Annotated in this window: 19 protein-coding genes and 1 pseudogene; 11 read left to right on the top strand and 9 right to left on the bottom strand. The window is 62.4% G+C overall.

The features are described 5' to 3' along the window. The first annotated feature begins 103 nt into the window (after window positions 1–103). A complete protein-coding gene (locus AC4D1W_RS11980; protein ID WP_490898877.1) occupies window positions 104–1,306 on the top strand; it encodes an NAD(P)/FAD-dependent oxidoreductase in 1,203 nt (400 codons plus the stop codon). 71 nt (window positions 1,307–1,377) lie between these two features. After that, the gene (locus AC4D1W_RS11975) at window positions 1,378–2,514 is read left to right on the top strand and encodes an aromatic ring-hydroxylating oxygenase subunit alpha (RefSeq protein ID WP_490898876.1); all 1,137 of its coding nucleotides are present in this window, start codon (window positions 1,378–1,380) and stop codon (window positions 2,512–2,514) included. Between the two features lie 42 nt (window positions 2,515–2,556). Here AC4D1W_RS11975 and AC4D1W_RS11970 read toward each other — a convergent pair whose 3' ends face one another. The 4 genes from AC4D1W_RS11970 to AC4D1W_RS11955 form a co-directional block, all read right to left on the bottom strand. After that, window positions 2,557–3,357, bottom strand: a complete 801-nt coding sequence (locus tag AC4D1W_RS11970) for an IclR family transcriptional regulator (protein WP_490892055.1) — start codon at window positions 3,355–3,357, stop codon at window positions 2,557–2,559. Between the two features lie 132 nt (window positions 3,358–3,489). Beyond that, window positions 3,490–4,782, bottom strand: a complete 1,293-nt coding sequence (locus tag AC4D1W_RS11965; protein ID WP_490898875.1) for a molybdopterin molybdotransferase MoeA — start codon at window positions 4,780–4,782, stop codon at window positions 3,490–3,492. A 173-nt stretch (window positions 4,783–4,955) separates the two neighbouring features. Next, window positions 4,956–7,289 (bottom strand): FdhF/YdeP family oxidoreductase, encoded by a 2,334-nt coding sequence (locus tag AC4D1W_RS11960; RefSeq protein WP_490898874.1) that lies wholly within the window; start codon window positions 7,287–7,289, stop codon window positions 4,956–4,958. A 12-nt stretch (window positions 7,290–7,301) separates the two neighbouring features. Further along, a complete protein-coding gene (locus tag AC4D1W_RS11955) occupies window positions 7,302–8,168 on the bottom strand; it encodes a methylenetetrahydrofolate reductase (protein ID WP_490898873.1) in 867 nt (288 codons plus the stop codon). A 218-nt stretch (window positions 8,169–8,386) separates the two neighbouring features. Here AC4D1W_RS11955 and AC4D1W_RS11950 point away from each other — a divergent pair, with 218 nt between their 5' ends. Continuing rightward, window positions 8,387–9,037 (top strand): GntR family transcriptional regulator, encoded by a 651-nt coding sequence (locus tag AC4D1W_RS11950; protein WP_490892059.1) that lies wholly within the window; start codon window positions 8,387–8,389, stop codon window positions 9,035–9,037. A 26-nt stretch (window positions 9,038–9,063) separates the two neighbouring features. Here AC4D1W_RS11950 and AC4D1W_RS11945 read toward each other — a convergent pair whose 3' ends face one another. The 5 genes from AC4D1W_RS11945 to purU all read right to left on the bottom strand — a co-directional run bounded on the left by AC4D1W_RS11945 (window position 9,064) and on the right by purU (window position 15,950). After that, window positions 9,064–10,872, bottom strand: a complete 1,809-nt coding sequence (locus AC4D1W_RS11945) for an anthranilate synthase component I family protein (RefSeq protein ID WP_490898872.1) — start codon at window positions 10,870–10,872, stop codon at window positions 9,064–9,066. Further along, complete coding sequence (locus AC4D1W_RS11940; RefSeq protein WP_490892061.1) at window positions 10,869–11,744, bottom strand: bifunctional 5,10-methylenetetrahydrofolate dehydrogenase/5,10-methenyltetrahydrofolate cyclohydrolase; 876 nt, start codon at window positions 11,742–11,744, stop codon at window positions 10,869–10,871. The genes AC4D1W_RS11945 and AC4D1W_RS11940 overlap by 4 nt, the downstream gene beginning before the upstream one ends. Beyond that, window positions 11,741–12,367, bottom strand: a complete 627-nt coding sequence (locus AC4D1W_RS11935) for a cyclodeaminase/cyclohydrolase family protein (protein WP_490892062.1) — start codon at window positions 12,365–12,367, stop codon at window positions 11,741–11,743. Before AC4D1W_RS11935 ends, AC4D1W_RS11940 begins: the two co-directional genes overlap by 4 nt. Before the next feature lie 121 nt (window positions 12,368–12,488). Next, window positions 12,489–14,981 carry a GcvT family protein gene (locus AC4D1W_RS11930; protein WP_490898871.1) on the bottom strand — a complete coding sequence of 831 codons (2,493 nt, stop codon included), beginning with the start codon at window positions 14,979–14,981 and terminating at the stop codon, window positions 12,489–12,491. A 54-nt stretch (window positions 14,982–15,035) separates the two neighbouring features. Continuing rightward, a complete protein-coding gene (gene purU, locus AC4D1W_RS11925; RefSeq protein WP_490892064.1) occupies window positions 15,036–15,950 on the bottom strand; it encodes a formyltetrahydrofolate deformylase in 915 nt (304 codons plus the stop codon). Window positions 15,951–16,072: 122 nt separating this feature from the next. Here purU and AC4D1W_RS11920 point away from each other — a divergent pair, with 122 nt between their 5' ends. The 8 genes and pseudogenes from AC4D1W_RS11920 to AC4D1W_RS11885 form a co-directional block, all read left to right on the top strand. After that, window positions 16,073–16,753: a GntR family transcriptional regulator gene (locus tag AC4D1W_RS11920; RefSeq protein WP_490898870.1), complete on the top strand. Its 681-nt coding sequence runs from the start codon at window positions 16,073–16,075 to the stop codon at window positions 16,751–16,753. 112 nt (window positions 16,754–16,865) lie between these two features. Continuing rightward, a complete protein-coding gene (gene glyA / locus AC4D1W_RS11915) occupies window positions 16,866–18,164 on the top strand; it encodes a serine hydroxymethyltransferase (protein ID WP_490898869.1) in 1,299 nt (432 codons plus the stop codon). Beyond that, window positions 18,164–19,381, top strand: a complete 1,218-nt coding sequence (locus AC4D1W_RS11910) for a sarcosine oxidase subunit beta family protein (RefSeq protein WP_490898868.1) — start codon at window positions 18,164–18,166, stop codon at window positions 19,379–19,381. Before glyA ends, AC4D1W_RS11910 begins: the two co-directional genes overlap by 1 nt. Window positions 19,382–19,394: 13 nt before the next feature. Then, window positions 19,395–19,718, top strand: coding sequence for a sarcosine oxidase subunit delta (locus AC4D1W_RS11905; protein WP_490892068.1), 324 nt, complete (start codon window positions 19,395–19,397; stop codon window positions 19,716–19,718). Then, entirely contained in the window at window positions 19,715–22,636 is a 2,922-nt protein-coding gene (locus AC4D1W_RS11900) for a sarcosine oxidase subunit alpha family protein (RefSeq protein WP_490898867.1), read from the top strand. The genes AC4D1W_RS11905 and AC4D1W_RS11900 overlap by 4 nt, the downstream gene beginning before the upstream one ends. Next, the gene (locus AC4D1W_RS11895; protein ID WP_490892070.1) at window positions 22,629–23,261 is read left to right on the top strand and encodes a sarcosine oxidase subunit gamma; all 633 of its coding nucleotides are present in this window, start codon (window positions 22,629–22,631) and stop codon (window positions 23,259–23,261) included. Before AC4D1W_RS11900 ends, AC4D1W_RS11895 begins: the two co-directional genes overlap by 8 nt. Continuing rightward, window positions 23,261–24,637, top strand: a complete 1,377-nt coding sequence (locus tag AC4D1W_RS11890; protein ID WP_490892071.1) for an L-serine ammonia-lyase — start codon at window positions 23,261–23,263, stop codon at window positions 24,635–24,637. The genes AC4D1W_RS11895 and AC4D1W_RS11890 overlap by 1 nt, the downstream gene beginning before the upstream one ends. 132 nt (window positions 24,638–24,769) lie before the next feature. After that, a pseudogene (locus AC4D1W_RS11885) lies at window positions 24,770–24,900 on the top strand (pyridoxal 5'-phosphate synthase lyase subunit PdxS); the annotation flags it as partial.

Genomic DNA, 24,900 nt, shown 5'->3' with positions numbered 1-24,900 from the left:
CGTCATGCGTTCGTTACATATTGACACCGAGAGTGTTCTAGGTCACTCTGTTGCATATCGCGCTTTCTGTTGCGCTGAAGGCAATTCCGAAGAAGGACAAGATATGAAGACTCTCGTGGTCGTGGGGGCTTCTCTGGCAGGGCTCTCTGCAGCCCGGGCCGCCCGCGCTCAAGGTTTCACCGGACGTTTGGTCATCATTGGCGATGAGCATCACCGTCCGTATGACAGGCCCCCGCTTTCCAAAGATTTCCTCCTCGGCACGATTACCACTCAAGACCTTTTCCTTGAGACGGACGGGGACGGACTGGACGCAGAATGGATTCTTGGCGTAGGGGCAGTCGGGCTGGACACCGCGAGCCTGACCATCCGATTGGCGGATGGACGGTCAGTTGCGGCTGACCGCATCGTCATTGCCACCGGTGCCCGATGCCGCAAGCTTCCGGCGTTGGAGGGCATGGAGAACGTCTTTTACCTGCGGACCATTGCGGACGCCGAACGCCTCGCACCGAAGTTGATCGCAGGCGACCGGATGATAGTTATCGGCGCCGGATTCATCGGTGCCGAGGCCGCCTCCGCGGCCGCAGCCCGCGGTATGGACGTCACCATGATCAACAACAACCCCGTTCCCTTCACCGCTCAGCTGGGCTCTGACATGGGTGCCGCGGTAGCCAGCCTTCACACCTCCAACGGAGTGAGCCTGGTCTGTGGAGTCGGGATCGAGCAGTTTGACACAGCTGATGGAGAGGTAACAGGGCTGTCCCTGGCCGATGGACGCCGGCTGCCAACCAACGTTGTTGTGGTCGGGATCGGTGCCGAGCCCAACGTTGAATGGCTCGAAGGCTCGGGGATCGAGCTGTGCGACGGCGTGCTGTGCGATGCCATGGGTCGGACAAATATCCCGGGCATCGTCGCCGTCGGAGATTGTGCAGCATGGTTTGATGAAGGGCTGGGCAGGAACCGTCGGGTTGAGCACTGGACCGGCGCCCTGGAGCGCGCCGCTCTGGCAGTTCAGGCACTGATTGACAAGGACGCTCCGCAGCAACCTCTGAAGCCGCCTTATTTCTGGTCCGACCAGCACGGCGTGAAGATTCAGTTCGCCGGCCACTCGGCAGGTTACGACTGGCTCGAGATTGAAGCAGGCGACCCGCAGGAACACAGCTTCCTGGCCGTCTACTACCGGGGTGAGACCCCCGTGGCAGTGCTTGGCATGAACCAACCGCGACTGTTCACGCGGTGGCGCCGGAGCATCGGCATCGCGGGTGCGAAACCAGCGTCAGCCAAGCTTGTGTCCAGAGCGGCATCCTAGGCCCAGGCAACGCACCTTTCGTTTTCACAAGCTTGAAAGCAACACGGCAACTCAGTTCTGAGGAGGAACAATTGACCACTGAGGTAACCACTCCGAGCCTTATCCCCACGCTGCCGGGCTCGACTTACGTGGATGAAGCGGTATTCCGTGCTGAGCAGGAGCGCATCTTCGAGCAGATGTGGTTCTGCGCAATTCGGTCCGCTGACCTGGACAAGGCCGGCGCCTGGCGGACAGTGCAGGTTGGTCGCGAGAGTGTGTTGATTTCACGCACCCGTAAAGGGCAGATCCGCGCGTTCTACAACATTTGTCGGCACCGTGGTGTGAAGCTGTGCATGGAGGAGCAGGGCGAAGCGGCCCGCAACTTCCAGTGCCCTTACCACGCCTGGACCTATGATTTCGAAGGCAAGCTGATTGCAGCCCCTAACCTCACCAAGATGCCGGACATCGACCGCGACGAATACGGCCTGGCCAAGGTTCACATTCGTGAATACCTCGGTTATGTCTGGATCTGCCTCGCTGACGAGCCGCCGTCGTTTGAGGAAGATGTCATGGGAGCTATTGAGGAGCGGCTCGGGAGCGTGCACGCTATCGACGGCTACGACGTGGCGAACCTCAGCCTCGGACGCCGGATCAAGTACGACGTCAAGGCGAACTGGAAGCTCATCATTGAGAACTTCATGGAGTGCTACCACTGCGCCACCATCCACCCTGAACTCACCGAAGTTCTCCCCGAGTTCGCCGACGGCCTTGCTGCGCAGTACTTCGTGGGACACGGCGCCGAGTTCGGCGAAGATGTCAAAGGCTTCACTGTCGACGGTTCCGAGGGCCTCGACGTGATCCCGGGCGTCGCGGAGGACCAGGACCGCCGCTACTACGCCATCACCATCAAGCCAACAGTGTTCGTGAACCTCGTTCCCGACCACGTCATCATCCACCGCATGTTCCCCATGGCAGTAGACCACACCATCGTCGAATGTGACTGGCTGTACCTGCCCAGCGTGGTGGAAAGCGGCAAGGACGTCTCCGCCTCGGTGGAGCTGTTCCACCGCGTCAACCAGCAGGACTTCGACGCCTGCGAGCGTTGCCAGCCTGCCATGGGATCGAAGGTCTATGCCAAGGGCGGTGTGCTGGTGCCAAGTGAACACCACATCGGTGCTTTCCATGACTGGATTCAGGAGACGGTAGGGGACGTCGTGCCAATTAGGTAACTCGACGATAACCCGCTGACGAGCCCGGCCCTACGGCCGGGCTCATTGGCGTCGGTAGCCCATTCTGGCGCTGATCGCCATGCCCGCCTCGCGAAGATGCTCTATGAGTGCAGGGTCATCTTCGGGAGCGAACCGGAACGCGGGACCGGAGATGCTGACCGACGCGATGACATTCCCCTCATGGTTATAGATGGGAACGGCTATGGCAGTCAGGCCGATCTCATATTCCTCGTGGACCACTGCGTAGCCTTGGTGCGAGACCTCCAACAGCTCCTTCTCGAGTTGTGCTCGATTCGTTATGGTTTTCGGGGTGCGGGCAGGGAGGCCGATGCCCTTGAGGATCGCATCCCTCTCATCGGTGGAAACGGCAGCGAGCAGTACCTTCCCGCTTGACGTGGCGTGCAGAGGGGTCAGGCTGCCTACCCAGTCATACGTCGCAAGAGTGGAAGGACCCATGGCCTGGTCGACGTTCACGGCGTATCCCGATCGCAGGACGGCCAGGTTCACAGTTTCCTTGAATTCCTCGGCCAGGCCCTCCAGTACTTCCCGGGCCTGTTGCACGATGCTCAGCCTCCCGGGGATTGACGATGCCAATCGCAGAATCCCAAAGCCCAGCTGGTACTTGCCCCGCTCGCTGTTCTGCCGGACCAGTTCACGATTCACGAGAGAGCCCACGAGCCTGGAAACTGTGGATTTGTGCACGCCCATCTCTTCAGCGATTTCGCTGGCTCCGGCGTCTCCCTCCCGGGCGAGGATTTCCAGGATCTGGAGGGCGCGATCCACGGATTGGACGCCTCCACCTTGGGCGTCTGAGTCCACTTCCGGTTCGGTATGTGCGGCCATGATGCCTCGTGTCTTTGTCTAAGCGCGGGTCTTCAGGGCTGGAATGCCAGGCCTGATATCCATTCACTTCATCCTAGACCGTGTCTGAAGCGCGCCCGTTCACGGCCGCTGGGGCTACGGACGTCCGGTGACCTAACGGAATTGTCCGCCCTGATGGACGTTCGCATTCGACTGCGTCCAAGGTAGGGGAAGCACGGGAACCGTCCCGCCTGACTTGGTGCCGCCGGGGGGAACTGCCATCACACACTCCGCCCGGGCAAGGCCGCGCATCATGCCGGGCCCGGTATGGGAAACAGGAACAGCCATGCCGTGGATGAAGGTGCAGGGAATGAGACGTGTATGTCCTGGGAGCGGATCAATGTCAGCTCCGGATGCCATGTGCACTGGTGCGGTCAAAGGACGGTCACCAAGAGCAGCCAGGAGCGGCTCTGCCAGCGTGACGAGCGCCATCATGGCAGCCAGGGGGTTTCCGGGGAGGCCCAGGAGGAAGCGTCCGTCGGGCAGTTCCGCCAGGACAGCGGGGTGACCGGGACGCATGGCGACACCGTCCAGAAGTAGCCTCCCGCCAAGTGCGGATACGACGGCGCGGAAATGGTCGGTCTCGGAAACGCCGGTCCCGCCGGTCGTTATCGTTACGTTCGGTCGCTGCCCGGCCGGCGTATCAAAAGCTCCCAGGGCCGACAGCCAGTCCTGGTAGGAATCACCGATTCTGAGCGGGATAGCGGGGGTGGCTCCAAGAAGGGAGATTACAGACTCAAGTTGGGGACCGAGCGTGTCCCTGACCCGTCCCGGTGCGGGGAGGCCGGACGTCACTACCTCTGAACCAGTCAGGACGATCGAGACCGTCGGTCTTCCCTGGACTCGCAGTTCGTCGTAGCCTGCTACGGCGGCGAGGGCAACGTGCGCGGGATTCAGCACTGTATCCATGGCGATCAACACCTCACCGGCTGTGGCCTCTTCTGCCGCATGGCGAATGTGCTGACCGAATACTGGCTCGCCGAGCGCCGCCCGGTCGTTCAGGGTCAGGAGCGGTTTGCCCTCAGCGTTCTGCGTGAGCCGGCCACTTTCCTTGCGGAGTATGGCCTGAGTGCCCGGTGGAACCAGTCCACCGGTGGCAATGGTGCAGGCCTCGTCGGGTGACAGGGCGCGTCCTTGTGCAGTGAGTATCCAGGGACCGTTGCCGTTGACGGCCCAACCATCCATGGCGGAGGAAGCATAGTGGGGTATGTCCTGCCGCGCGGTGACGTCTCGGGTAAGCCTCCGGCCCGGAGCCGACGCGAGGGGGACGCTCACGGGTGGAAGTGCGGAAGCACAATCGAAGGCAATCCTGCGGGCTTCGGACCAGGATCGGGTTGACCCTGCGGCCTGGTCCCGGTGCAGCGGCGAACCGGCAGCGTGACCACCTGGGGTTTCGTGAGTAAGCACTTCGGCACCTTTCTGGCTGGCTTGACGCGCGCTGTCCCGACTCCCGAGAGCGATGCTTCGATGAGGATACCTCCCCAGGTTTCAGGCCACCGAAGCACCGTTCACGGGATACGCGACACCTCATCCTTCATGAATCCGGCACGCACCCGGCTCAGAACAGTCGTCCGGTCATATCAGAGCTGGGAGCCGGCCCTTTCCATCCGCACGACGACTGACTTGGAGGTCGGCGTACCGCTGGTGTCGGCGACAGAATCAAGCGGCACGAGCACATTGGTTTCCGGATAGTACGCCGCTGCGCATCCCTTGGGGGTCGAATACGAAACGATGCGGAAATTGTCCGCTCGGCGCTCAGTTCCCTGGAACTCGGAAATGAGGTGAACCAGATCGCCATCCCTGAACCCCATCTCCGCAATATCCGATTCGTTGACGAGGGCCACGCGTCGCCCTCCATGAATGCCGCGGTACCGATCGTCTTTGCCGTAAATGGTGGTGTTGTACTGGTCATGCGAGCGTAGCGTCTGGAGGATCAGGCGTCCCGGGGGCACCTTGATGAACTCGAGCTTGTTGCCGGTGAAATGGGCCATGCCCGATTCTGTGTCGAACTTTCTGGCGTCCCGGGGAGGGTTTGGAAGCACGAAGCCCCCGGGATGCTGGATCCGCTCCTCGAAGTCCTCGAATCCGTCGATCACAGCCTCGATGTGTTTCCGGACGAGGGAGTAGTCGTCCTTCATCGCGAGCCAGTCGGCTCTGGGGGCGTTGGACCGTGGACGATTGTCGCTGTCCACGAACAGCTTGTGGGCGAGGTTGCACACGATGGCCACCTCTGAGTGCAGGTGCTCACTGGCGGGCTTGATGCGTCCGCGCGAAGCGTGGACTGCGCTCATGGAGTCTTCCACTGTCACCCTCTGGTCACCAGAACGTTGGGTATCCTTCTCGGTGCGTCCGAGGGTGGGCAGGATCAGCGCACGGCGGCCTGTGGACACGTGGGAATGGTTAAGTTTCGTGGAGATCTGCACACTCAGACGGGTATTGGCCAAGGCCTTCTCTGTGACCTCTGAATCCGGGGCCGCCCTGACGAAGTTGCCGCCCATTCCGATGAAGACACGGACGTCACCGTCCCGCATGGCGCGGATCGCTGCCACAGTGTCGTAGCCGTGCTTCCGCGGTGAGAGGAACTCGAACCGGTGGTCGAGGCTGTCGTGGAACTTCGCGGGCATTTTCTCGAAGATGCCCATGGTCCGATCGCCCTGGACGTTCGAGTGGCCTCGGACTGGGCAGACTCCTGCTCCGGGCTTCCCGATGTTCCCCTGAAGTAGCAGCACGTTGACCACGTCCCGGAGCGTGGGTACCGAATGCTTGTGCTGGGTGAGGCCCATGGCCCAGCAGACGATCGTCGCGTTGGACGCCAGAAGGCGTTCTCCGGCGGCTTCGATCTGTTCCCGGGTGAGTCCGGTGGCTTCCAGGATGTCATCCCATTGCGTTTCATTCAGGAACCGCAGGTACTCATCGATTCCGACAGTGTGGTTCCTGATGAAGTCATGGTCGAGCACTGTGGACAGCCCGGGTGTCTTTCTCCCCTGGGCTTCCGCTTCGAGAAGGTACTTGCCAAGGCCCTGGAAGAGGGCCTGGTCGCCGCCGGCACGGATCTGCAGGAAGTCATCGGTCAGTTGCGTGCCTTTGACCATGCCTGAGACGGTCTGGGGATTCTCGAACCGAAGGAGTCCGGCTTCGGGAAGGGGATTCACGGAAATGATGAAGGCGCCGTTTTTCTTGGCCTTCTCCAGTGCGCTAAGCATTCGTGGGTGATTGGTGCCGGGGTTCTGGCCGGCGACAAAAATCAGGGACGCGGTTTCGAGGTCATGCAGGCTTACGGAACCTTTACCGATGCCGATAGTTTCGACGAGCGCTGATCCCGAGGACTCGTGGCACATGTTGGAGCAATCGGGGAGGTTGTTGGTCCCGATGCCCCGCACGAGGAGCTGGTAGAGGAAGGCTGCCTCATTGGAGGTCCGTCCGGAGGTGTAGAAGACCGCCTGATCCGGATGGTCCATGTCCTTTATTTCCTGGGCGATCAGTTCATAGGCGTCGTCCCACTCGATCGGCCTGTAATGGGTTGCATGCTCGTCAAGAAGCATCGGGTGCGTCAGCCGGCCCTGCTGGCCCAGCCAGTAGTCGTCACGCGTCCGCAGGTCGGCGATGGAATGCTTGGCGAAGAACTCGGGCGTAACGCGGCGGCGAGTGGCTTCTTCCGCCACCGCCTTTGCGCCGTTCTCGCAGAATTCGGCTGTGTTGCGCTTTTCGTGTTCGGGCCAGGCGCACCCCATGCAATCGAAACCGTCGATCTGATTGACGGCCAAGAGCGTTTGAACGCTGCGCAGAGGGCCCATCTGATCCATGGAGATCTTCAGCGAGTTCATGACTGCGGGCAGGCCGACAGCCTTGGACTTGGGCTTGGTGAGAGTCAGCTTCGACTCGTCGATATTTTCTTTGGGAGCTTTTGAAGCCACGAGATCTTCCCTTCAGATCTTGGCAGGAAACAGAGGACTGGGGGTGTTGCCTGGGGGCAACGTTGCCTGCTGCGGCAATCCGCTCAGGAGGTTGGGTAGACGCCCGAGGTCATTGAATGTGTAGACGTGGAAGCCGGCGAAGAGGGGATTGTCCGCCACCTTCCGGTGAACGTCGCGGACCAGCCTGCCGCTGTCGTAATTCAGGAAGTCGCCCCGTCGCCACAAGGCGCCGGCCATGCCGGTCCTACGGGCAAGCTTGAGCGAACGGCCGACTCCGAGGCGCGCTCCCATTGCCGCCAGCTTCTTGACTGAAACGGGACCGGGAACCCCGACCCATACGGGCAGTTCTACGCCATTCTCGCGCAGTGAGCGCAGATACCGGCTGATTGCTTCCGCGGAAAAGCACATCTGGGTGACAAGGGAGGATGCCATCGGTGCCTTGCTCGCAAGGTTGCGCGCCAGCTGTTCCTGGCTCAGCTCAGGATGCCCTTCAGGATAGCCGGCAATCCCCGCGGAAAATCCAGGGGAGAACTCCTTCACTGCCTCCAGGAGGTGCCCGCTCCAGGAGTACGGGCCTGCAGGTGTGCGTCGGTCGCCCGCAACAAGAAACAGCTCTGAGACGCCGGCATCCTGCAACTGTGTCAGCAGGGAATGCAGCTGCGCCCGGCTGGCGATACCGCGGGCCGCGAGATGGGGAATTGCGCGGTAACCCAACCGGGCCAGGTCTACCGATGCTTCTACAGTGCGCTTGGGACCGTGGTGGGGAAGGCAGGTCACACTGACGGAGCCCGGCATATCAAAGATCGCCGGAAGTTGTGTGAGCAGATCTGGCGACGGGACAACTTCCAGCCGCACCCTCGCGGCCGTTTGGTTACTCATCGGTCTCCATTTCTGGGCAACTGGCCTTCGCCGATTTACGTAAGTCTCTGACACCCGCAAGGGCAGTTTCGTGACATTCCGCTTGTTGCGTATTGATATATCAGTTATGGGAATACTATGTACGCAGAGCCTTCGAGTCAAGGCTCACCGTATCCAGGAGGAGAACTTCGAAGATGACAAGTGTTGGCGAATTAGCGGTCGCGGGGGAAGATTCGTACTTGCCTCCGAGGCAGGACGGCGAATCCTTTGCCGATTATGCCTACCGGGTTCTCTGCGACGAACTGATCGTGCTGGACATCAAACCCGGTGAACCGCTCAACGATGAGGTCATCTCCCGGCGCCTGGGTGTGGGCCGGACGCCTATCCGGGAGGCCATGAAACGGCTCGAGAGCGACCATCTGGTCGTGGCTTATCCGCGGCGGGGCACATTCGCCGCAGGCGTGGACATCACCGATCTCGCTGAGATCTCCGAGATTCGCCAGTTGCTCGAGCCTGCAGCAGCATCGCGTGCTGCGCGGATGGCGTCTCCGCAGCTCAGGCAGGAGCTGAAGGAATTCGCCCGGGAGGTCGAGCAGCGTCTGCCGGAAATGCACGCGCAAAAGGACCTGATGCGGCTGGACATGCGCGTGCACCGGACCATTTACCGGGCCACGGGAAGCCGCCACCTCGAAGATGTCCTCACCCGGTACGACAACCTTGCGACGAGGATCTGGAGCCTGGTGCTGGAGAAGCTTCCGCCGGTGTCCGAGCACATTGCCCAGCACATTGAGCTGCTGGAATGTATCGCCGAAGGGGACTCCGAGTCCGCAGTTCGACTGACAACCAAGCATGTCACCGATTTCGAGAATCTGATCAGGGCAGTCCTGTAGCCCTTGCGGATGCCTGCGGCATCAGCTCATTCGGGGAAGTTAGCCCCAAGAACGCCGAGGATCGCCCTGGCTTTGGTATGGATTTCTGCAAGCTCCTCGTCGGGGTGTGAATCGGCTGTGATGGCTCCGCCGATGCCCACGGTCACCCGTTGGACCCCCGTGGTCGATCTTTGGAATACGGCGCTGCGGATCGTGACGGACAGGTCTGCTGCGCCGTTGGGAGAGAAGTAGCCAACCACACCCGAATATGGGCCGCGTGGTTGAGGCTCGAGCCGGTCGAGGATGTTCATGCTGCTGATCTTGGGTGCGCCCGTCATTGACCCTGGGGGATAGGCGGCTGCCACGACCGCCGCCCGTGACCTCCCGGGCGCGATGGTTGCTTCGATGGTACTGACCAGCTGGTGCACTGTTGCGTACGTCTCCACGTCGCAGAGCCGTGTCACGCATACTGTTCCCGGTTCGGCATGGCGTGACAGGTCGTTACGCATCAGGTCCACGATCATGATGTTCTCCGCCCTGTCTTTTACTGAAGTCGTCAGGTCCCGCTTCAGGCGCCTGTCAACCAACGGGGATGCGTCACGCCGTCGTGTTCCCTTGATGGGTTCGGCACGCGCGTGGCCGTCAGCAGTGATACTGAGGAACCGCTCCGGCGAGGAGCTCGCGATGGTGACCGATCCCAGCTGTATGTAACTCGCAAACGGGGCAGGGCTTGCGCGGCGGAGCCTCCGGTAGAACTCCCACGAATCGACGCTCTCGTGGTTGTCGCTGGAAATCTGCGTCGTCAGGCAGACCTCGTAGGAGTTCCCCTGCGTGATTTCATCCTGGGATGCAGCGATCTTCTCCAGGTAGGACCGGCAGGAGTCGGCTGCGCTGAACTGCACGGACGGCAAAGGGCTGGTGATCGGCTGTGGCGTGTCAGGCAGGCGGCCGATGCGTCGTGCAGCATCTTCGCACCATTGCCGGCCTTCCTGCCCGGCTTCCGCCAGTAGATATACGTGCCGTCTCTGGTGGTCGAACACCACAGCCCGGCTGCAACGAATCAGTGAAGCATCCGGCAGGGATGACTCCACAGCGTTGCCGCCGCACTCACGCTTGAGTTCATATCCGAGATAGCCGAGCCAGCCAAGAGCGAACCCCAGTCCGGAGGGAAGGCCGGCAGTGTGGGCCTGGGTATTGTCCCAATTCCTGTCCAACCAGGTGAAAAAGGGACCGGGAACCCGGCTGGTGATGACGTCTGATTCGACGGTGGTCACACCGTTCTCGTGCCGTGCCCGCATCCCCCGGCTACCGGAATCATCGGCCATGATGCTGAATCGGCTTCGTCCTTCCGTGGCGTCCGTCGCAGGGTTCGAGCTGTCCAGCCAGACACGGTGGCTGGACAACCCGTACAACTCCAGAAAGACGGCTTCCGCGTCCAGGTGCTCCGACAGCTTCACACATTGCAGAGGAGGGGGGACGGGCAATTTCCCGAGACCGGCGACCGCGTCCAGAGCGGGTAGGGAAGCCATGGCTTCGGCCGTGCGCAGAGCCGCATCCGGGTGCAGAGGGTCCATCACCGTGATTTGGGTACCGGCTGCTGCGCGGCGCCCATTGGTCCCGAGGAGGATCTGCAGTGCGTGGCGCCGGTCTTTGGCAGCCCCTGACTCGAAAACCATGTCGGGGCATTCTCCAGGCGCGTGCAGCTCATCCTGGTCGTCCGCCGTCCGCACCAGGTAGGAGTATCCCAGCGCCTTCCTCAGCGTGGTAACGAAGTCCTGCCGTTCGGGCTCATCCGCACCCTCGACGGAGACGACGACGGGTTCAACCGGATAGCAGCTGTGCCCGCTGCGGTTCACCCGACAGTTCCCCGTACCAATGCATGAGACTGCTCCCGCGCGGCATCCGTGGTGTGCAGGAGCAGCAGAGACGTAGTGACTGAACCGACGCCGCCCGGGACTGGGGTCAGCGCTGCGGCGGTGCCGCGCACGCTGGCATCGTCGACGTCGCCCACGAGGGTGCCGTCGGCAAGGACGTTTGTGCCGACGTCGATCACTACGGCGTCGGTGGAGATGTGGTCGCCGTTCAGCAGACCGGCGCGGCCTGCTGCGACGACCACGACGTCGGCCGTTTTTGTGTATTTCTCCAGGGGCCCCGACCGGGAGTGGCACACAGTGACCGCGGCATCGCGTTGCAGCAGCAGCAGGGACAGCGGCTTTCCAACCACGGCGGAACGGCCGACGACGACGACGTTCTTGCCCGCGACAGGGATGTCGAAGTGGTCAAGAATCTCCACAACCGCACGCGCTGTCGCGGGAGCGAAAGAGGGCTGGCCTACCGCCAGGCGTCCAAGGCTCAACGGGTTTGCGCCATCGATGTCCTTTTCCGGCGCAATATGACCAACCAGCTCGTCGGTCCGGACGCCGGCAGGCAAAGGTGTCTGGAGGATGATGCCGTGTACAGACGGGGTTGCGCTGAGGTCTTTCAGGACGGAGGCCAGGACTGGTTCGGTGGTGTCATGGCCGAGGTCCACGATCCTGCAGTTGATGCCCGCGCTTTCTGCGGCCCTTTCGATGGACCGCACATACCAGTGTGTGGAGCTGTCGTCTGTGGCCACGACTACCGCCAGCGTAGGGCGCAGCCCGTCAGCTTCGAGTGTCCTCGCCTGATCCTCGGCCTTCTGCCGAATCAGACCTGCCAGTGCCTTCCCGGAGAGGATTGCGGTGCTCAACTGAGAATCCTTCCGCGTACGCGCTCCACGAGGGAGTCTGCTGCCAGGACGATTTTCTCCTCGAGACCATCGGTCTGCTCAGCCAGCTGGGCACGGGCCGCAGGATCTTTCACCGCGACCACGTTGATGTCTATGTTCACTCGGGCGGTGGTCGCGGCTGCGCGGGCTGCATCCGCAGCTGCGGCAATGTCACTGATGACGTTGGCATTGGCGACCTCGAGAAGTTCAGTGCCCAGGTCCACGATGACGCCGGCAAGCTCGATGAGCTGTGCAGGGACTTGCGCGGCCAGGATGAGTGCCTCCTGGATGGACGCCGTCCGCGCCGCCTTGAGCTCATCCGTCCCGGATGGAAGTTTGTAGGCATCAATGACGCCCTGGAACGCCTGTTGATCCGCGTCCGAGAGGCGCAGCGCGTCCGTCACCAGTGCATCGGCGGCGCTGATGACTCTGGTCACGAGTTCTGCGTGCTGCTCGTATTTCCCGCCGGTGGTGTACCTGGCAACCATCGCAACCAGCGCGGCCGCCTGGGCCGCGTGAAGGGCCGCGGCTGCGCCGCCCCCGGGCGTGGGTTCGCGTGAGGCAAGCCTGGCGAGGTAGTCGTTAATAGTTTCTGAGCTGATCATGTGTCTTCCTGGCTAAAGCTCGAGTCGGCTCGGCTGGGATTGAGGGGCCGGGGTACAACGGCGGCCCGGCCCCTGTTTGCAGGGATGGGGCCGGGCCGCCTGCCCTGGTGGACCGCGGTTACTAGCCGCGGAGCCTGGTCATGGTGGGGTCGTAGAGCGGATCCGCCGTGACCGTCGCCGGGATGCGGCGTCCGAAGTACTCAATCTCCACAGAATCGCCGATGGAGACTGCGGACGGAAGGTACGCATAGGCGATCGGTTTGGCGACGGTGTAGCCGTACGCAGCGCTGGTGACGTAGCCAACGGCCTGCTCCTTGTAGAAGACCGGTTCCTTGCCCAACACGATGCTGCGGCCGTCGTCGACCGTCAGGCACCGCAGGCGGCGGGCGGAGTTGTCCTCGGTCCGGCCTTCGAGGGCGGCCTTCCCGACGAAGTTCTCCTTGGTCATCTTCACCGCGAATCCGACACCTGCTTCGAACGGATCATGCTCAGTGGTCATGTCGGTGCCCCACGAGCGGTAGCCCTTCTCGAGACGCAGCGAGCCGAATGCTGCCCGGCCTGCCGCAATGACGCCGAACGGCTGACCGGCCTTCCAGAGCGCATCCCAGAGGCGCTGCCCGTTGTCCGCACTGGTGTAGAGCTCCCAGCCCAGCTCGCCAACGTAGGACAAGCGCATCGCGGTGACGGAGACGCCGCCGATGACTACCTGCTTGGAACGGAAGTAGCGAAGACCATCATTGCTGAAGTCGTCGCTGCTGACGGTGCCGATGAGGTCACGGGCAAGCGGACCCCACAGGCCGATGCAGCAGGTGCCGCCGGTGGTGTCCCGAACCTGGACCCAGTCGCTGGCGGTGCCGGCTTCAGTCTGGTGGCGGGCCGCACGCTCGAAGTAGGCGGTATCGATGTTGCCGTTGGCACCGAGCTGGAAGGTGTCCTCGCTCAGGCGCGCCACCGTGATGTCGCTTCGGATGCCGCCGGCGTCGTCCAGCAATAGGGTGTAAGTGACTGCGCCGGGCTTCTTGTTCATCTCCGCGGTGGTGAGTTCCTGGAGCAGTTTCAGGGCTCCAGGGCCGGAAACTTCAAGGCGCTTGAGCGGAGTCATGTCGTACATGGCAACTGCCGTGCGGGTCTTCCAGGCTTCGGCAGCGGCAATGGGCGAGCTGAACATCCCGGACCAGGCGTCGCGGGCCGGCGGCTGCCATTCGTCCGGCATCTCCTTCAGCAGCTCGGCGTTCGATTCGAACCAGTAGGGGCGTTCCCATCCGCCGCCCTCCAGGAAGTACCCGCCCAACTGCTTGTGGCGTGCATGGAAAGGGCTCACCCGGAGGTTGCGGGGGGAGAGCTTGGGCTGGAGAGGGTGGAGGACGTCGTAGATCTCCACGAAGTTCTGCTGGGACGTTTCGCTCACGTATTCGGGGGTCAGCTGGATCTCCTCGAAGCGGTGAATGTCGCAATCGCCCAGGTCAATCTCCGACTTCCCGGTGGTCAGCAGTTCGGCGACAGCGCGGGCAATACCGGCAGAGTGGGTTACCCACACGGCTTCAGCCACGAAGAAGCCGTCCAGCTCCTTGGACTCGCCCACCAGGGAACCGCCGTCGGGAGTGAAGGAGAAGATGCCGTTGAAGCCATCCTCGATGTCGCTTTCCTGCAGCGCCGGAAGCAACTGCTTGGTGGCCTCCCAGACCGGGAGGAAGTCCTCCAGCGTGAAATCCAGCCGGGATGGCATGTTGTGTTCGCTGATCGTGCTCGGCTCATAGTTGCCGAGCTCGTCGAGGTCCACGGGCATGGGGCGGTGGGCGTAGGAACCGATGCCGTAGCGGTCGCCGTGCTCGCGGTAGTACAGGTCCTGGTCCTGGTGGCGCAGGATGGGCAGGGAGGCGCCGTTGGGCAGTTCGTTCTTGCCCTTCTGAGCCGGCACAGGAGTGGTCTTGACGTACTGGTGGGCCAGCGGGAGGAGCGGAACGGACATGCCGATCATCTCTCCGATTTTGGCGCCCCAGAAACCGGCGCAGGAGACAACGATGTCGGCCGGGATGACGCCGTCGGACGTTTCGACGCCGGTGACCCGGCGGTTGGACTGTTCGATTCCGGTGACGGTGGTGTTGCCCAGGTACTTGACTCCCGCGGCCTCCGTGCGCTTGATCAGCAGCTGCACGGCGCGGGCGGCGCTGGCCAGTCCGTCACTGGGAACGTGAAGCCCACCAAGGATGTCTTCCTCGTTGAGGAGCGGGTAAAGCTCCTTGCACTCTTCAGTGGTAAGGATCTTGCCTTCGATGCCCCACGATTCCGCATAGCCCAGCTTGCGCTTCAGGTCGGTAAGGCGCGTTTCGGTGGTGGCAACTTCCAGGCCGCCCACCTGGTTGAAACAGCTCACGCCGTCCTCGGTGAGGGACAGAAGCTTCTCCACCGTGTACTTGGCGAAGAGGGCCATGGTCTTTGAGGGGTTGGTCTGGAAAACAAGGCCGGGGGCGTGGGACGTTGAACCCCCGGGCATGTTCAACGGTCCCTGATCCAGGACGGTGATGTTGTTCCAGCCCCGTGTGACCAGTTCGTCGGCGAGATTGGTGCCAACGATTCCGGCTCCGATGATGACAATACGCGGCGTCGATGCCATGTGCTTTTCTCCTGCTGATTTAGTCTTTGGACTCTGCTGCTTCAGTTGATTCGCTTACCGGAACACGACTGTGCTGGTTCGATCCAGCAGTACGCGGTGTTCACAGTGCCATCGGACGGCGCGTGAGAGTGCGAGGGCTTCTGCGTCCCGGCCCACTGTCGAAAGGGCAGTGGGGCCGTAGCTGTGATCGACCCGGATAACTTCCTGCTCGATGATCGGTCCCTCGTCCAGATCCGCAGTTACATAGTGCGCGGTGGCCCCCACGAGCTTCACGCCACGGTCGTAGGCCTGGTGGTAGGGCCGTGCGCCCTTGAAGCCCGGCAGGAACGAGTGATGAATATTGATGGCCCGGCCTTCCAGGGCCCGGCACAGATCGTCGGAGAGCACCTGCATGTATCGGGCGAGCACCACGAGGTCGATGTCATACTCGTCCACCAGTTCCAGGAGTCTCGCTTCGGAGTCTGCCTTCGTCTCTGGAGTGACCGGAACGTAGATGAAGGGAAGGCCTGCCGCATCGGCCATGGCGCGGTGTGTCTCATGGTTTGAAACCACAAGGACGATGTCGCCGCCGAGGCTTCCGCCGCGCCAGCGGAAGAGCAGGTCATTCAGGCAGTGGCCGAATTTCGAGACCATGACCAGGATGCGCTGCTTGGTCTCGTCGTGAAAGCCGAACTTCATGTCGAAGCGGTTTGCGATCGCGCTGAACTCTTCGTTGAGCCTTTCGGGTGTGTACTCGGAGGAACCCGAGAACGCAGTGCGCAGATGCAGTGTCTGACGGAGGCCGTCGTCGAACTGCTGGTGCTCGTCGATGTTGAACCCACGCTCAAAGAGGAACGTGGTGACCGCCTGGACGATGCCGGCGCGTTCGACGCACGACAGCGTGAGAACGAACTTCCTCGTCTGTTCCTCCGCGCGGGCCTCCGGCTGGGCAAGTGTGCTGGTGGATGAATCTGATGCCATGAGGGTCATGTCTCCTCCTTTAGATATATTCCAAAAATCCATACTGATATATTAGATTCGGCAATCAGCGTATACTGGTGAGAGGGGCGGGGTCAATAGTCTCGCCATTCGGGATTAGAGGGGTTGGCGTTATGGTTTTTGAGGCTCTTGCGGTCGACGACGAGACCGCCAGAAAGTCATTGGCAGACGTAGCGTACGAGAACATCAGGGACCGGCTGTTGATGTTGAACATCCGGCCGGGGGACCTCCTCAATGACGACCAGCTCGCAAAGGATCTTGGCGTGGGACGGACTCCGGTGCGTGAGGCGCTCAAGCGGTTGGAGCTGGATCGCCTCGTTGTTTCCTACCCGCGGAGGGGCACGTTCGCCACGCGGGTGGAAGTCACCGACCTCGCGTTCATCTCGGAGATTCGCACACAGCTCGAACCCCTTGCCGCCGCCCGGGCGGCCCGGGTGGCAACCGAAGCCTCGCGGGAACAGCTGCGGGCAGTTATGCGTGCAGTCGAGGAATTCGATACCGGTGCCGCGTCCATTGTGGAAACCTTGCGGCTCGATGCCCGGGTTCACCAGGGTATATACGCTGCGGCTGCCAATCCCCATCTGGAGGATGTCCTGATCCGCTACGACAACCTCGCAACCCGCATCTGGTGCATGGTTCTGGACCGGCTTCCGGACTTGTCTCATCACGTGCGCGAGCACGTGGACCTCCTGCGTGCCGTCATCGACGGTGATGAGGCGAAATCCGCCGAACTCGCCAGGGCTCACGTCACCGGTTTTGAGCATGCCGTCCGCGAGGCTCTTTTCGCCGCGTAGGCCGGCCCGCACTCCGTCTGTAGAGGGTGTTGACAGCTACGACCGTCGATAGCATACTTGAGCCACACAACTAATATATCAAGAGGATATTAGAGCTGACTTAGGAGAAACGATGGTCGAGATTCTGACCCGCTCGCTCACAGAGACCGATCCCGAGATCCACGCCGCCGTGGAGCAGGAACTGCTACGACAGCAGAACACTCTGGAGATGATCGCCTCTGAAAACTTTGCTCCTACTGCCGTTATGGAGGCGCAGGGGTCCGTCCTGACGAACAAGTACGCGGAGGGTTACCCCGGCAAGCGTTACTACGGTGGCTGTGAGCACGTCGATGTTGTGGAGCAGCTTGCAATCGACCGCCTCAAGTCGCTGTTCGGTTCCGACTTTGCCAACGTCCAGCCTCACTCCGGTGCGCAGGCCAACGCGGCTGCGATGTTCGCCCTCATCCAGCCCGGAGACACCATTCTCGGGTTGAACCTCGCGCACGGCGGGCACCTGACCCATGGCATGCGCATCAACTTCTCCGGAAAGCTCTACAAGGTCGTCCCTTACGGAGTCCGCGAAGAGGACATGCTGATCGACATGGCCGAGGTGGAACGCCTGGCTGTCGAGCACAAGCCGCAGCTGATCGTCGCCGGCTGGTCTGCCTACTCCCGGCAGTTGGATTTCGCCGAATTCCGTCGTATCGCCGACCTCGTTGGTGCTTACCTGATGGTGGACATGGCGCACTTCGCCGGACTGGTGGCAGCAGGTCTGCACCCGAATCCCGTCCCGCACGCACACATTGTCACGAGCACCACGCACAAGACACTCGGCGGTCCGCGCGGGGGAATCATCCTCACCAACGACGCCGCCATCGCGAAGAAGGTCAACTCCGCAGTCTTCCCCGGCCAGCAGGGCGGCCCGCTGGAACACGTTATTGCCGCAAAGGCCGTCGCTTTCAAGCTGGCAGCCGAGCCAGAATTCCGGGACCGCCAGGAGCGCACCCTGGAAGGTGCCCGGATTATCGCGCAGCGGCTACTTGCTGATGACGTAGCCGAGAACGGTGCGACTGTCGTCAGCGGCGGCACCGAAGTGCACCTGGTCCTGGTGGATCTGCGTAACTCGGAGCTGGACGGGCAGCAGGGCGAGGACCGGCTGCACCGCATCGGGATCACCGTCAACCGCAATGCCGTCCCGTTCGATCCGCGCCCCCCGATGATCTCCTCGGGCCTGCGCGTCGGCACGCCGGCTCTGGCCACCCGAGGTTTCGGCGCGGCTGAATTCAGCGAGGTGGCGGACATTATCGCGGCAGCCCTCAAACGCGAGTTCAGCGACGAGACCGCGGCAGCACTCCGGCAGCGGGTTGAAAACCTGGCCGAGAAATTCCCCCTTTACCCCAACCTCTCCGCCCAAAAGATCAAGGTAGCGTAATGGCTGATCTCCTCCCGGAGCACCCGGATTTCCTCTGGCACAATCCCGAGCCCAAGTCCTCCTATGATGCAGTCATCATCGGCGGCGGCGGACATGGCCTTGCCACTGCCTACTACCTGGCCAAGAACCACGGCATGACCAACATCGCCATCCTTGAAAAGGGCTGGCTGGCTGGTGGCAACATGGCCCGCAACACCACGATCATCCGTTCCAATTACCTCTGGGACGAGAGTGCGGCCATCTACGAGCACTCGCTCAAACTGTGGGAGCAGCTCCCGGAGGAGCTCGAGTACGACTTCCTTTTCAGCCAGCGCGGTGTTCTGAATCTGGACCACACGCTGCAGGATGTCCGTGATTCCACACGTCGCGTCAACGCCAACAAGCTCAACGGCGTCGATGCTGAGTGGCTGGACATTGACCAGGTCAAGGAAGTCTGCCCGATCATCAACACGAGCGACAAGATCCGCTACCCGATCCTGGGCGGCACATTCCAGCCGCGCGCGGGCATCGCGAAGCATGACCACGTGGCTTGGGCCTTCGCACGCAAGTGCGATGAGCTCGGCGTGGACATCATCCAGAACTGTGAAGTCACAGGCTTCATCAAGGACGGCAACAAGGTCACCGGCGTCAAGACCAACCGTGGCACCATCAACGCAGGCAAGGTTGCCTTGTGCGCAGCCGGTCACTCCAGCGTTCTGGCCAAGATGGCCGGCTTTGACCTGCCCATCCAGTCACACCCGCTGCAGGCGCTGGTTTCCGAACTGCATGAAATGGTCCACCCGACCGTCGTGATGTCCAACCACGTGCACGTCTACGTTTCCCAGGCGCACAAGGGCGAACTGGTCATGGGCGCGGGAGTCGATTCCTACAACGGTTACGGCCAACGTGGATCCTTCCACGTGATCGAGAACCAGATGGCTGCCGCCGTCGAGCTGTTCCCGATCTTCGCCCGTGCCCACCTGCTCCGGACCTGGGGCGGCATCGTGGACACCACGGCGGATGCCTCTCCGATCGTCGGCAAGGCCCCGGTTGAGAACATGTACGTGAACTGCGGATGGGGAACCGGCGGCTTCAAGGGAACGCCCGGAGCGGGCTGGAGCTTCGCCGCGACAATCGCCGATGACGAGCCCCACCAGCTCAACAAACCCTTCGGGCTTGAACGCTTCGTCACCGGTGCGCTCATCGATGAGCACGGCGCAGCCGCCGTGGCCCACTGAAAGAAGAGACGGCATGATACAGATCCAGTGCCCCAACTGCGGGCCACGAGACGAAACCGAATTCCACTACGGCGGACAGGCCCATGTGGAGTATCCGGCAGACCCCCACGCGCTCAGCGACGAAGAATGGGCACGCTACCTCTTCTACCGCGAGAACACGAAAGGCCAGTTCGCTGAACGCTGGTCGCACGCAGCCGGCTGTCGCAAATGGTTCAACGCCATCCGCGACACAGTCACCTACCGGATCTCGGCCGTCTACCCTCCGGGTGGGGCCCGTCCCGACATCACGAACGCCCAAGCCGATAGCACCGGCCCCATTGCTGGAGGGACCAAATGACACCTCAGCCCCACCGCGTCGCCGAAGGCGGCCGGATCGACCGTTCCCAGGAGCTGGCCTTCACCGTGGACGGCAAGGAATACACCGGTCACGCCGGTGACACCCTTGCCTCCGCCCTGCTGGCCAATGGAGTTATTGAAACCGCTCCCTCCCTGTATCTGAGCCGGCCTCGCGGCATTCTCTCCGCCGGCATCGAGGAACCCAATGCGCTGGTGAAGGTTCATCACCGCGGCCAGGGCGGCGTGAACGAGTCGATGCTTCCGGCCACGACGGTGGAGCTGACCGACGGACTCTCCGCCGAGTACCTCTCCGCCCTGGGCCAGCTGGATCCGGCCGATGATACGGCCGTCTATGACAAGAAGTACGTCCACACCGACGTCCTGGTCATCGGAGCCGGACCCAGCGGGCTGGCCGCTGCCCGCGCTGCCGCCGTCACAGGTGCCCGCGTGATCCTCATCGACGACCAGCCGGAACTGGGCGGCTCGCTCCTGTCCGCGCCGGGCACCACGATCGATGGACAGAGCTCCGTCGAATGGATCAATTCCGTTCGGGCTGAGCTGGAGGCCGCCGAGGAAGTCACCATCCTTTCCCGCACCAACGCCTTCGGAAACTACGACAGCAATTACGTGATCGCCCTCCAGAGCCGGACGGACCACCTCGGGCAGGCTGCAGCTGCGCCCGAGATGTCACCGGTCTCCCGTCAGAGACTCTGGCACATTCGCGCCCAGCAGGTGGTTGTTGCCACCGGCGCACATGAGCGTCCCATCGTTTTCAGTAACAACGACCGTCCAGGTGTCATGCTCGCCTCGGCAGTCCGCACCTACATCAACCGTTACGCCGTGGCGCCGGGTGCCCGAGTGCTTATCAGCACCAACAACGACAGCGCGTATGACCTGGTCAGCGACCTCCAGCGTGCAAACATCAGCATCGCGGCGATCGTAGATGCCCGGCCTGAAGCGTCCCCCGCGGCCCGGGCCGCTACGGACCAAGGAATCCGGGTCCTGCTCGGCTCCGTTGTCGCGGACACCGTGGGCAACCCGCGCGTCAGCGGTGCCGTCGTGCGATCGCTCAATGACGACGGCATTGCGTACGGGCCGGTGGCGGAAGTCGCCTGTGATCTGGTTGCCGTTTCAGGCGGCTGGAGCCCGGTCACCCACCTTCACAGCCAGCGCCAGGGCCGCGTCCGCTGGGACGACAGCCTGGTTGCATTCGTGCCGTCCGATGCGGTGGAGGGCCAGCAGATAGTCGGATCGGCCGCGGGCAGCTTTGCCACGGAGGATTGCCTTGCGGAAGGCGGCCACGCAGGATCGGTGGCAGCGTTCAACGCCGGCTTCGTCAACGAGATGGGCGCCCATGCCCTCGCGGTTTCCTCCCACCCGCCTGTGGCGCAGGGTCCGACCCGGCCACTGTGGCTCGTCCATGACGAAAACTCGCAGCTCGGGGACCTGAGCGAGCACTTTGTGGACCTGCAGCGCGATCAAACGGTTGCAGACGTACTTCGGGCCACCGGCGCCGGAATGCGTTCGGTGGAACATATCAAGCGCTACACCTCCATCAGCACCGCCAACGACCAGGGGAAGACCTCCGGTGTCAACGCAATCGGCGTGATCGCCGCAGCGCTGAACGGCGGAGCGACCCCGGGCGAAATCGGTACCACGACCTACCGTGCTCCTTACGCTCCGGTGGCGTTCGCGGCGCTGGCGGGTCGCGAGCGAGGCGACCTCTTCGATCCGGCACGATTCACTTCGATCCACCCATGGCACGTCGCCCAGGGCGCCGAGTTCGAGATCGTGGGCCAGTGGCTGCGTCCCTGGTACTACGCACAGCCGGGTGAAGACATGGATGCTGCGGTTGCGCGCGAGTGCGCTGCAGTGCGGGATTCGGTCGGCTTCATGGACGCCACCACGCTGGGCAAGATTGAGATCTGGGGCAGCGATGCCGGTGAGTTCCTGAACCGCATCTACACCAACGCTTTCAAGAAGCTCGCACCCGGTTCCGCCCGTTATGGAGTCATGTGCACTCCGGACGGCATGATTTACGACGACGGCGTGACCCTGCGCATCGACGAAGGCCGCTACTTCATGACCACCACCACAGGCGGCGCCGCAAAGGTTCTGGACTGGCTTGAGGAATGGCTCCAGACCGAGTGGCCGGAGCTGGACGTCAACTGCACCTCGGTGACTGAGCAGTGGAGCACCATCGCAATTGTCGGCCCGAAGTCCCGTGAAGTGGTCGCCAAGCTGGCGCCGGAGCTGGACGTTTCCAACGAATCGTTCCCGTTCATGACCTTCCGGGAGACCACCCTCGCCTCGGGGATCCCTGCGCGTGTCTGCCGTATCTCCTTCTCCGGTGAGCTGGCCTTCGAGATCAACGTCTCGGGCTGGTACGGACAGCAGGTGTGGGAGGACGTGGCCGCCGCCGGTGCAGAGTTCAACATCACCCCCTACGGCACCGAAACCATGCACGTACTTCGCGCCGAGAAGGGCTATCCCATCGTCGGGCAGGACACTGACGGCACCATCACACCCCAGGATGCCGGCATGGAATGGATCATTTCCAAGGCCAAGGATTTCGTGGGCAAGCGCTCCTACTCACGCGAGGACACCAAACGCACTGACCGCAAGCACCTGGTGAGTGTGCTTCCTGTGGACAAGCACATTCGGCTCCCCGAGGGAACCCAGCTTGTCGAGGAGGGAGCCATCGAGAAGGCCGGAGCGGGTGCTGTTCCGATGGTCGGACATGTCACGTCCAGCTATCACAGTCAGGCGCTGGGTCGCTCATTTGGCCTGGCGCTGATCAAAAACGGCCGCAACCGCATCGGGGAGACCCTTGTGGCTCCGGTAGGCGACCAGCTCGTCGACGTCACCGTCGCCGAAACCGTACTTTACGATCCGGAAGGGAACCGCCGAGATGGCTGACACGCTCCTTGAGAACACCAGTACCACTGATCACGCCGCCTTGCGGCGCAGCCCGGCAGGCCATCTGGCAGCTGCCTTCGCCGACGCCAGCGTGGACGGCCGGCGCGGAGTAAGCCTTCGCGAGGTGCCGTTCCAGACGATGGTCGGTTTGAGGGCGACGCCACAGAGCGAGGGCGCGCATCGGCTCGAGGAGGTCCTCGGGGCGCAGCTCCCGGACCGGCACGGTCTGGTCACAACGGGGTCCGGACGCTCTGTCCTCTGGCTGGCGCCGGACGAGTTCCTTGTGGTTTCGGATGAAGCTTCCGAGCATCTTGTCCTTGCGCTGCAAAAGGCGCTTCAGGGTTTTCCGGGCTCGGTGCTCGATCTCTCCGCCAACCGGACCACTTTTGAACTGACCGGTCCATCGGCCAGGGGCGTCCTGGAGAAGGGATGCCCAGTGGACCTTCACCCCCGGGCCTTCAAGGAGGGCACAGCGGTGAACACGAATATCGGGCACGTTCCGGTGATCCTTCGGAAGGTGGAGGCGGAGACTTTCCGGCTCTACCCGCGGTCTTCCTTCGCGGACTACCTGGGCCGGTGGCTTGTCGATGCCATGGCTGAGTACAAAGCACCGGAGATAAGTTAATGGCGCTGAGCACGCTGGACCTTTTCTCGATCGGAATCGGCCCGTCGTCCTCACACACCGTTGGCCCCATGCGTGCCGCCAAGCGGTTCACTGACGTTCTGGCAGCAGAGGGGCTGCTGGAACAGGTGACCCGCGTTCACTCCCAGTTGTTCGGTTCCCTCGGCGCCACCGGTCATGGCCATGGATCCGGCAAGGCCGTGGTTCTCGGTCTGCAGGGGGAAACCCCCGAAACGGTGGACACCGACCGTGCCGACGAGATCGTGGCCGATGCAGCCAGACAGGGGAAACTGAATCTGGCCGCTGTACGGCCGATCGGGTTCGACATGGATGCGGACGTTATCCTCCATCGGCGCAAATCCCTGCCTGCCCATCCGAACGGCATGACGTTCACCGCCCAGAAAAGCGATGGGTCGGTGCTCAAGGCTGCGACGTACTATTCGGTGGGCGGCGGGTTTGTCGTCGACGAGCAGGCTGCAGGTGCGGACCGCATCGTTCAGGACACCACTCCGCTCCCGTATCCGTTCACAACCGGCGGCCAGCTTCTCGAGCATTGCCGCCGGGAAGGGCTGCGTATCAGCGACATCATGCTCGCAAATGAGCTGTCCTGGCGGAGCGAGGATGCACTGCGCAGCGAACTGCTGCATATCTGGTCCGTCATGAAGGAATGCGTTCAAAACGGATGCGAGCGTACCGAACCGGTCCTGCCCGGTGGACTGCGCGTTCCGCGGCGAGCCCCCAGGTTGTACGCCGCGCTGTCCACCCGCACGGATGATACAGACCCGATGCGTGCAATGGACTGGGTGAACCTTTTCGCGTTGGCGGTCAATGAAGAGAATGCCTCAGGCGGCCGCATAGTGACCGCACCGACCAACGGCGCCGCAGGCATCGTCCCGGCAGTGCTGCATTACTACGAGAAGTTCATTCCGGGAGCGAGCGAGGACGGCATCGTCCGCTTTCTCCTCGCGGCGGCCGCGGTGGGCATTCTCTTCAAGGAGAATGCCTCCATCTCCGGCGCCGAGGTCGGCTGCCAGGGCGAGGTCGGATCGGCGTGTTCCATGGCTGCAGCGGGTCTCTGCGAAGTCCTGGGAGGCACACCGGAGCAGGTTGAGAATGCTGCCGAGGTGGGCATCGAGCACAATCTGGGGCTGACGTGCGATCCCGTCGGCGGTTTGGTGCAAATCCCTTGCATCGAACGCAATGCCATTGCCAGTAACAAGGCCATCAACGCGGCGCGCATGGCGATGCACGGCGACGGATCACACAAGGTCTCCCTCGACAAAGCAATCAAGACGATGAGGGAAACCGGTGCTGACATGAAAGTCAAGTACAAGGAGACCTCGCGGGGCGGGCTCGCGGTCAACGTCATCGAGTGTTGATCCGGACACTTGCCTGTCTACCGGGTGTTCGCGGACACCCGGGCTTCCTCCCACCATTCCAACGCCTGGCTCTACAGGCATACCGTTCCCATGGAGCAAGACTTGACCCTTAGACCACTCCCTTATGAACACATGGCCACCGGCAGCAGTCGTGTTAAGCGCGGGATGGCGGAAATGCTCAAGGGCGGCGTCATCATGGATGTTGTCACCGCGGAGCAGGCCCGCATCGCCGAGGATGCCGGCGCTGTTGCCGTCATGGCGCT

Source organism: Arthrobacter sp. TJ-170 (assembly GCF_058269305.1).
This window is presented reverse-complemented; position numbering and strand designations above follow the sequence as displayed.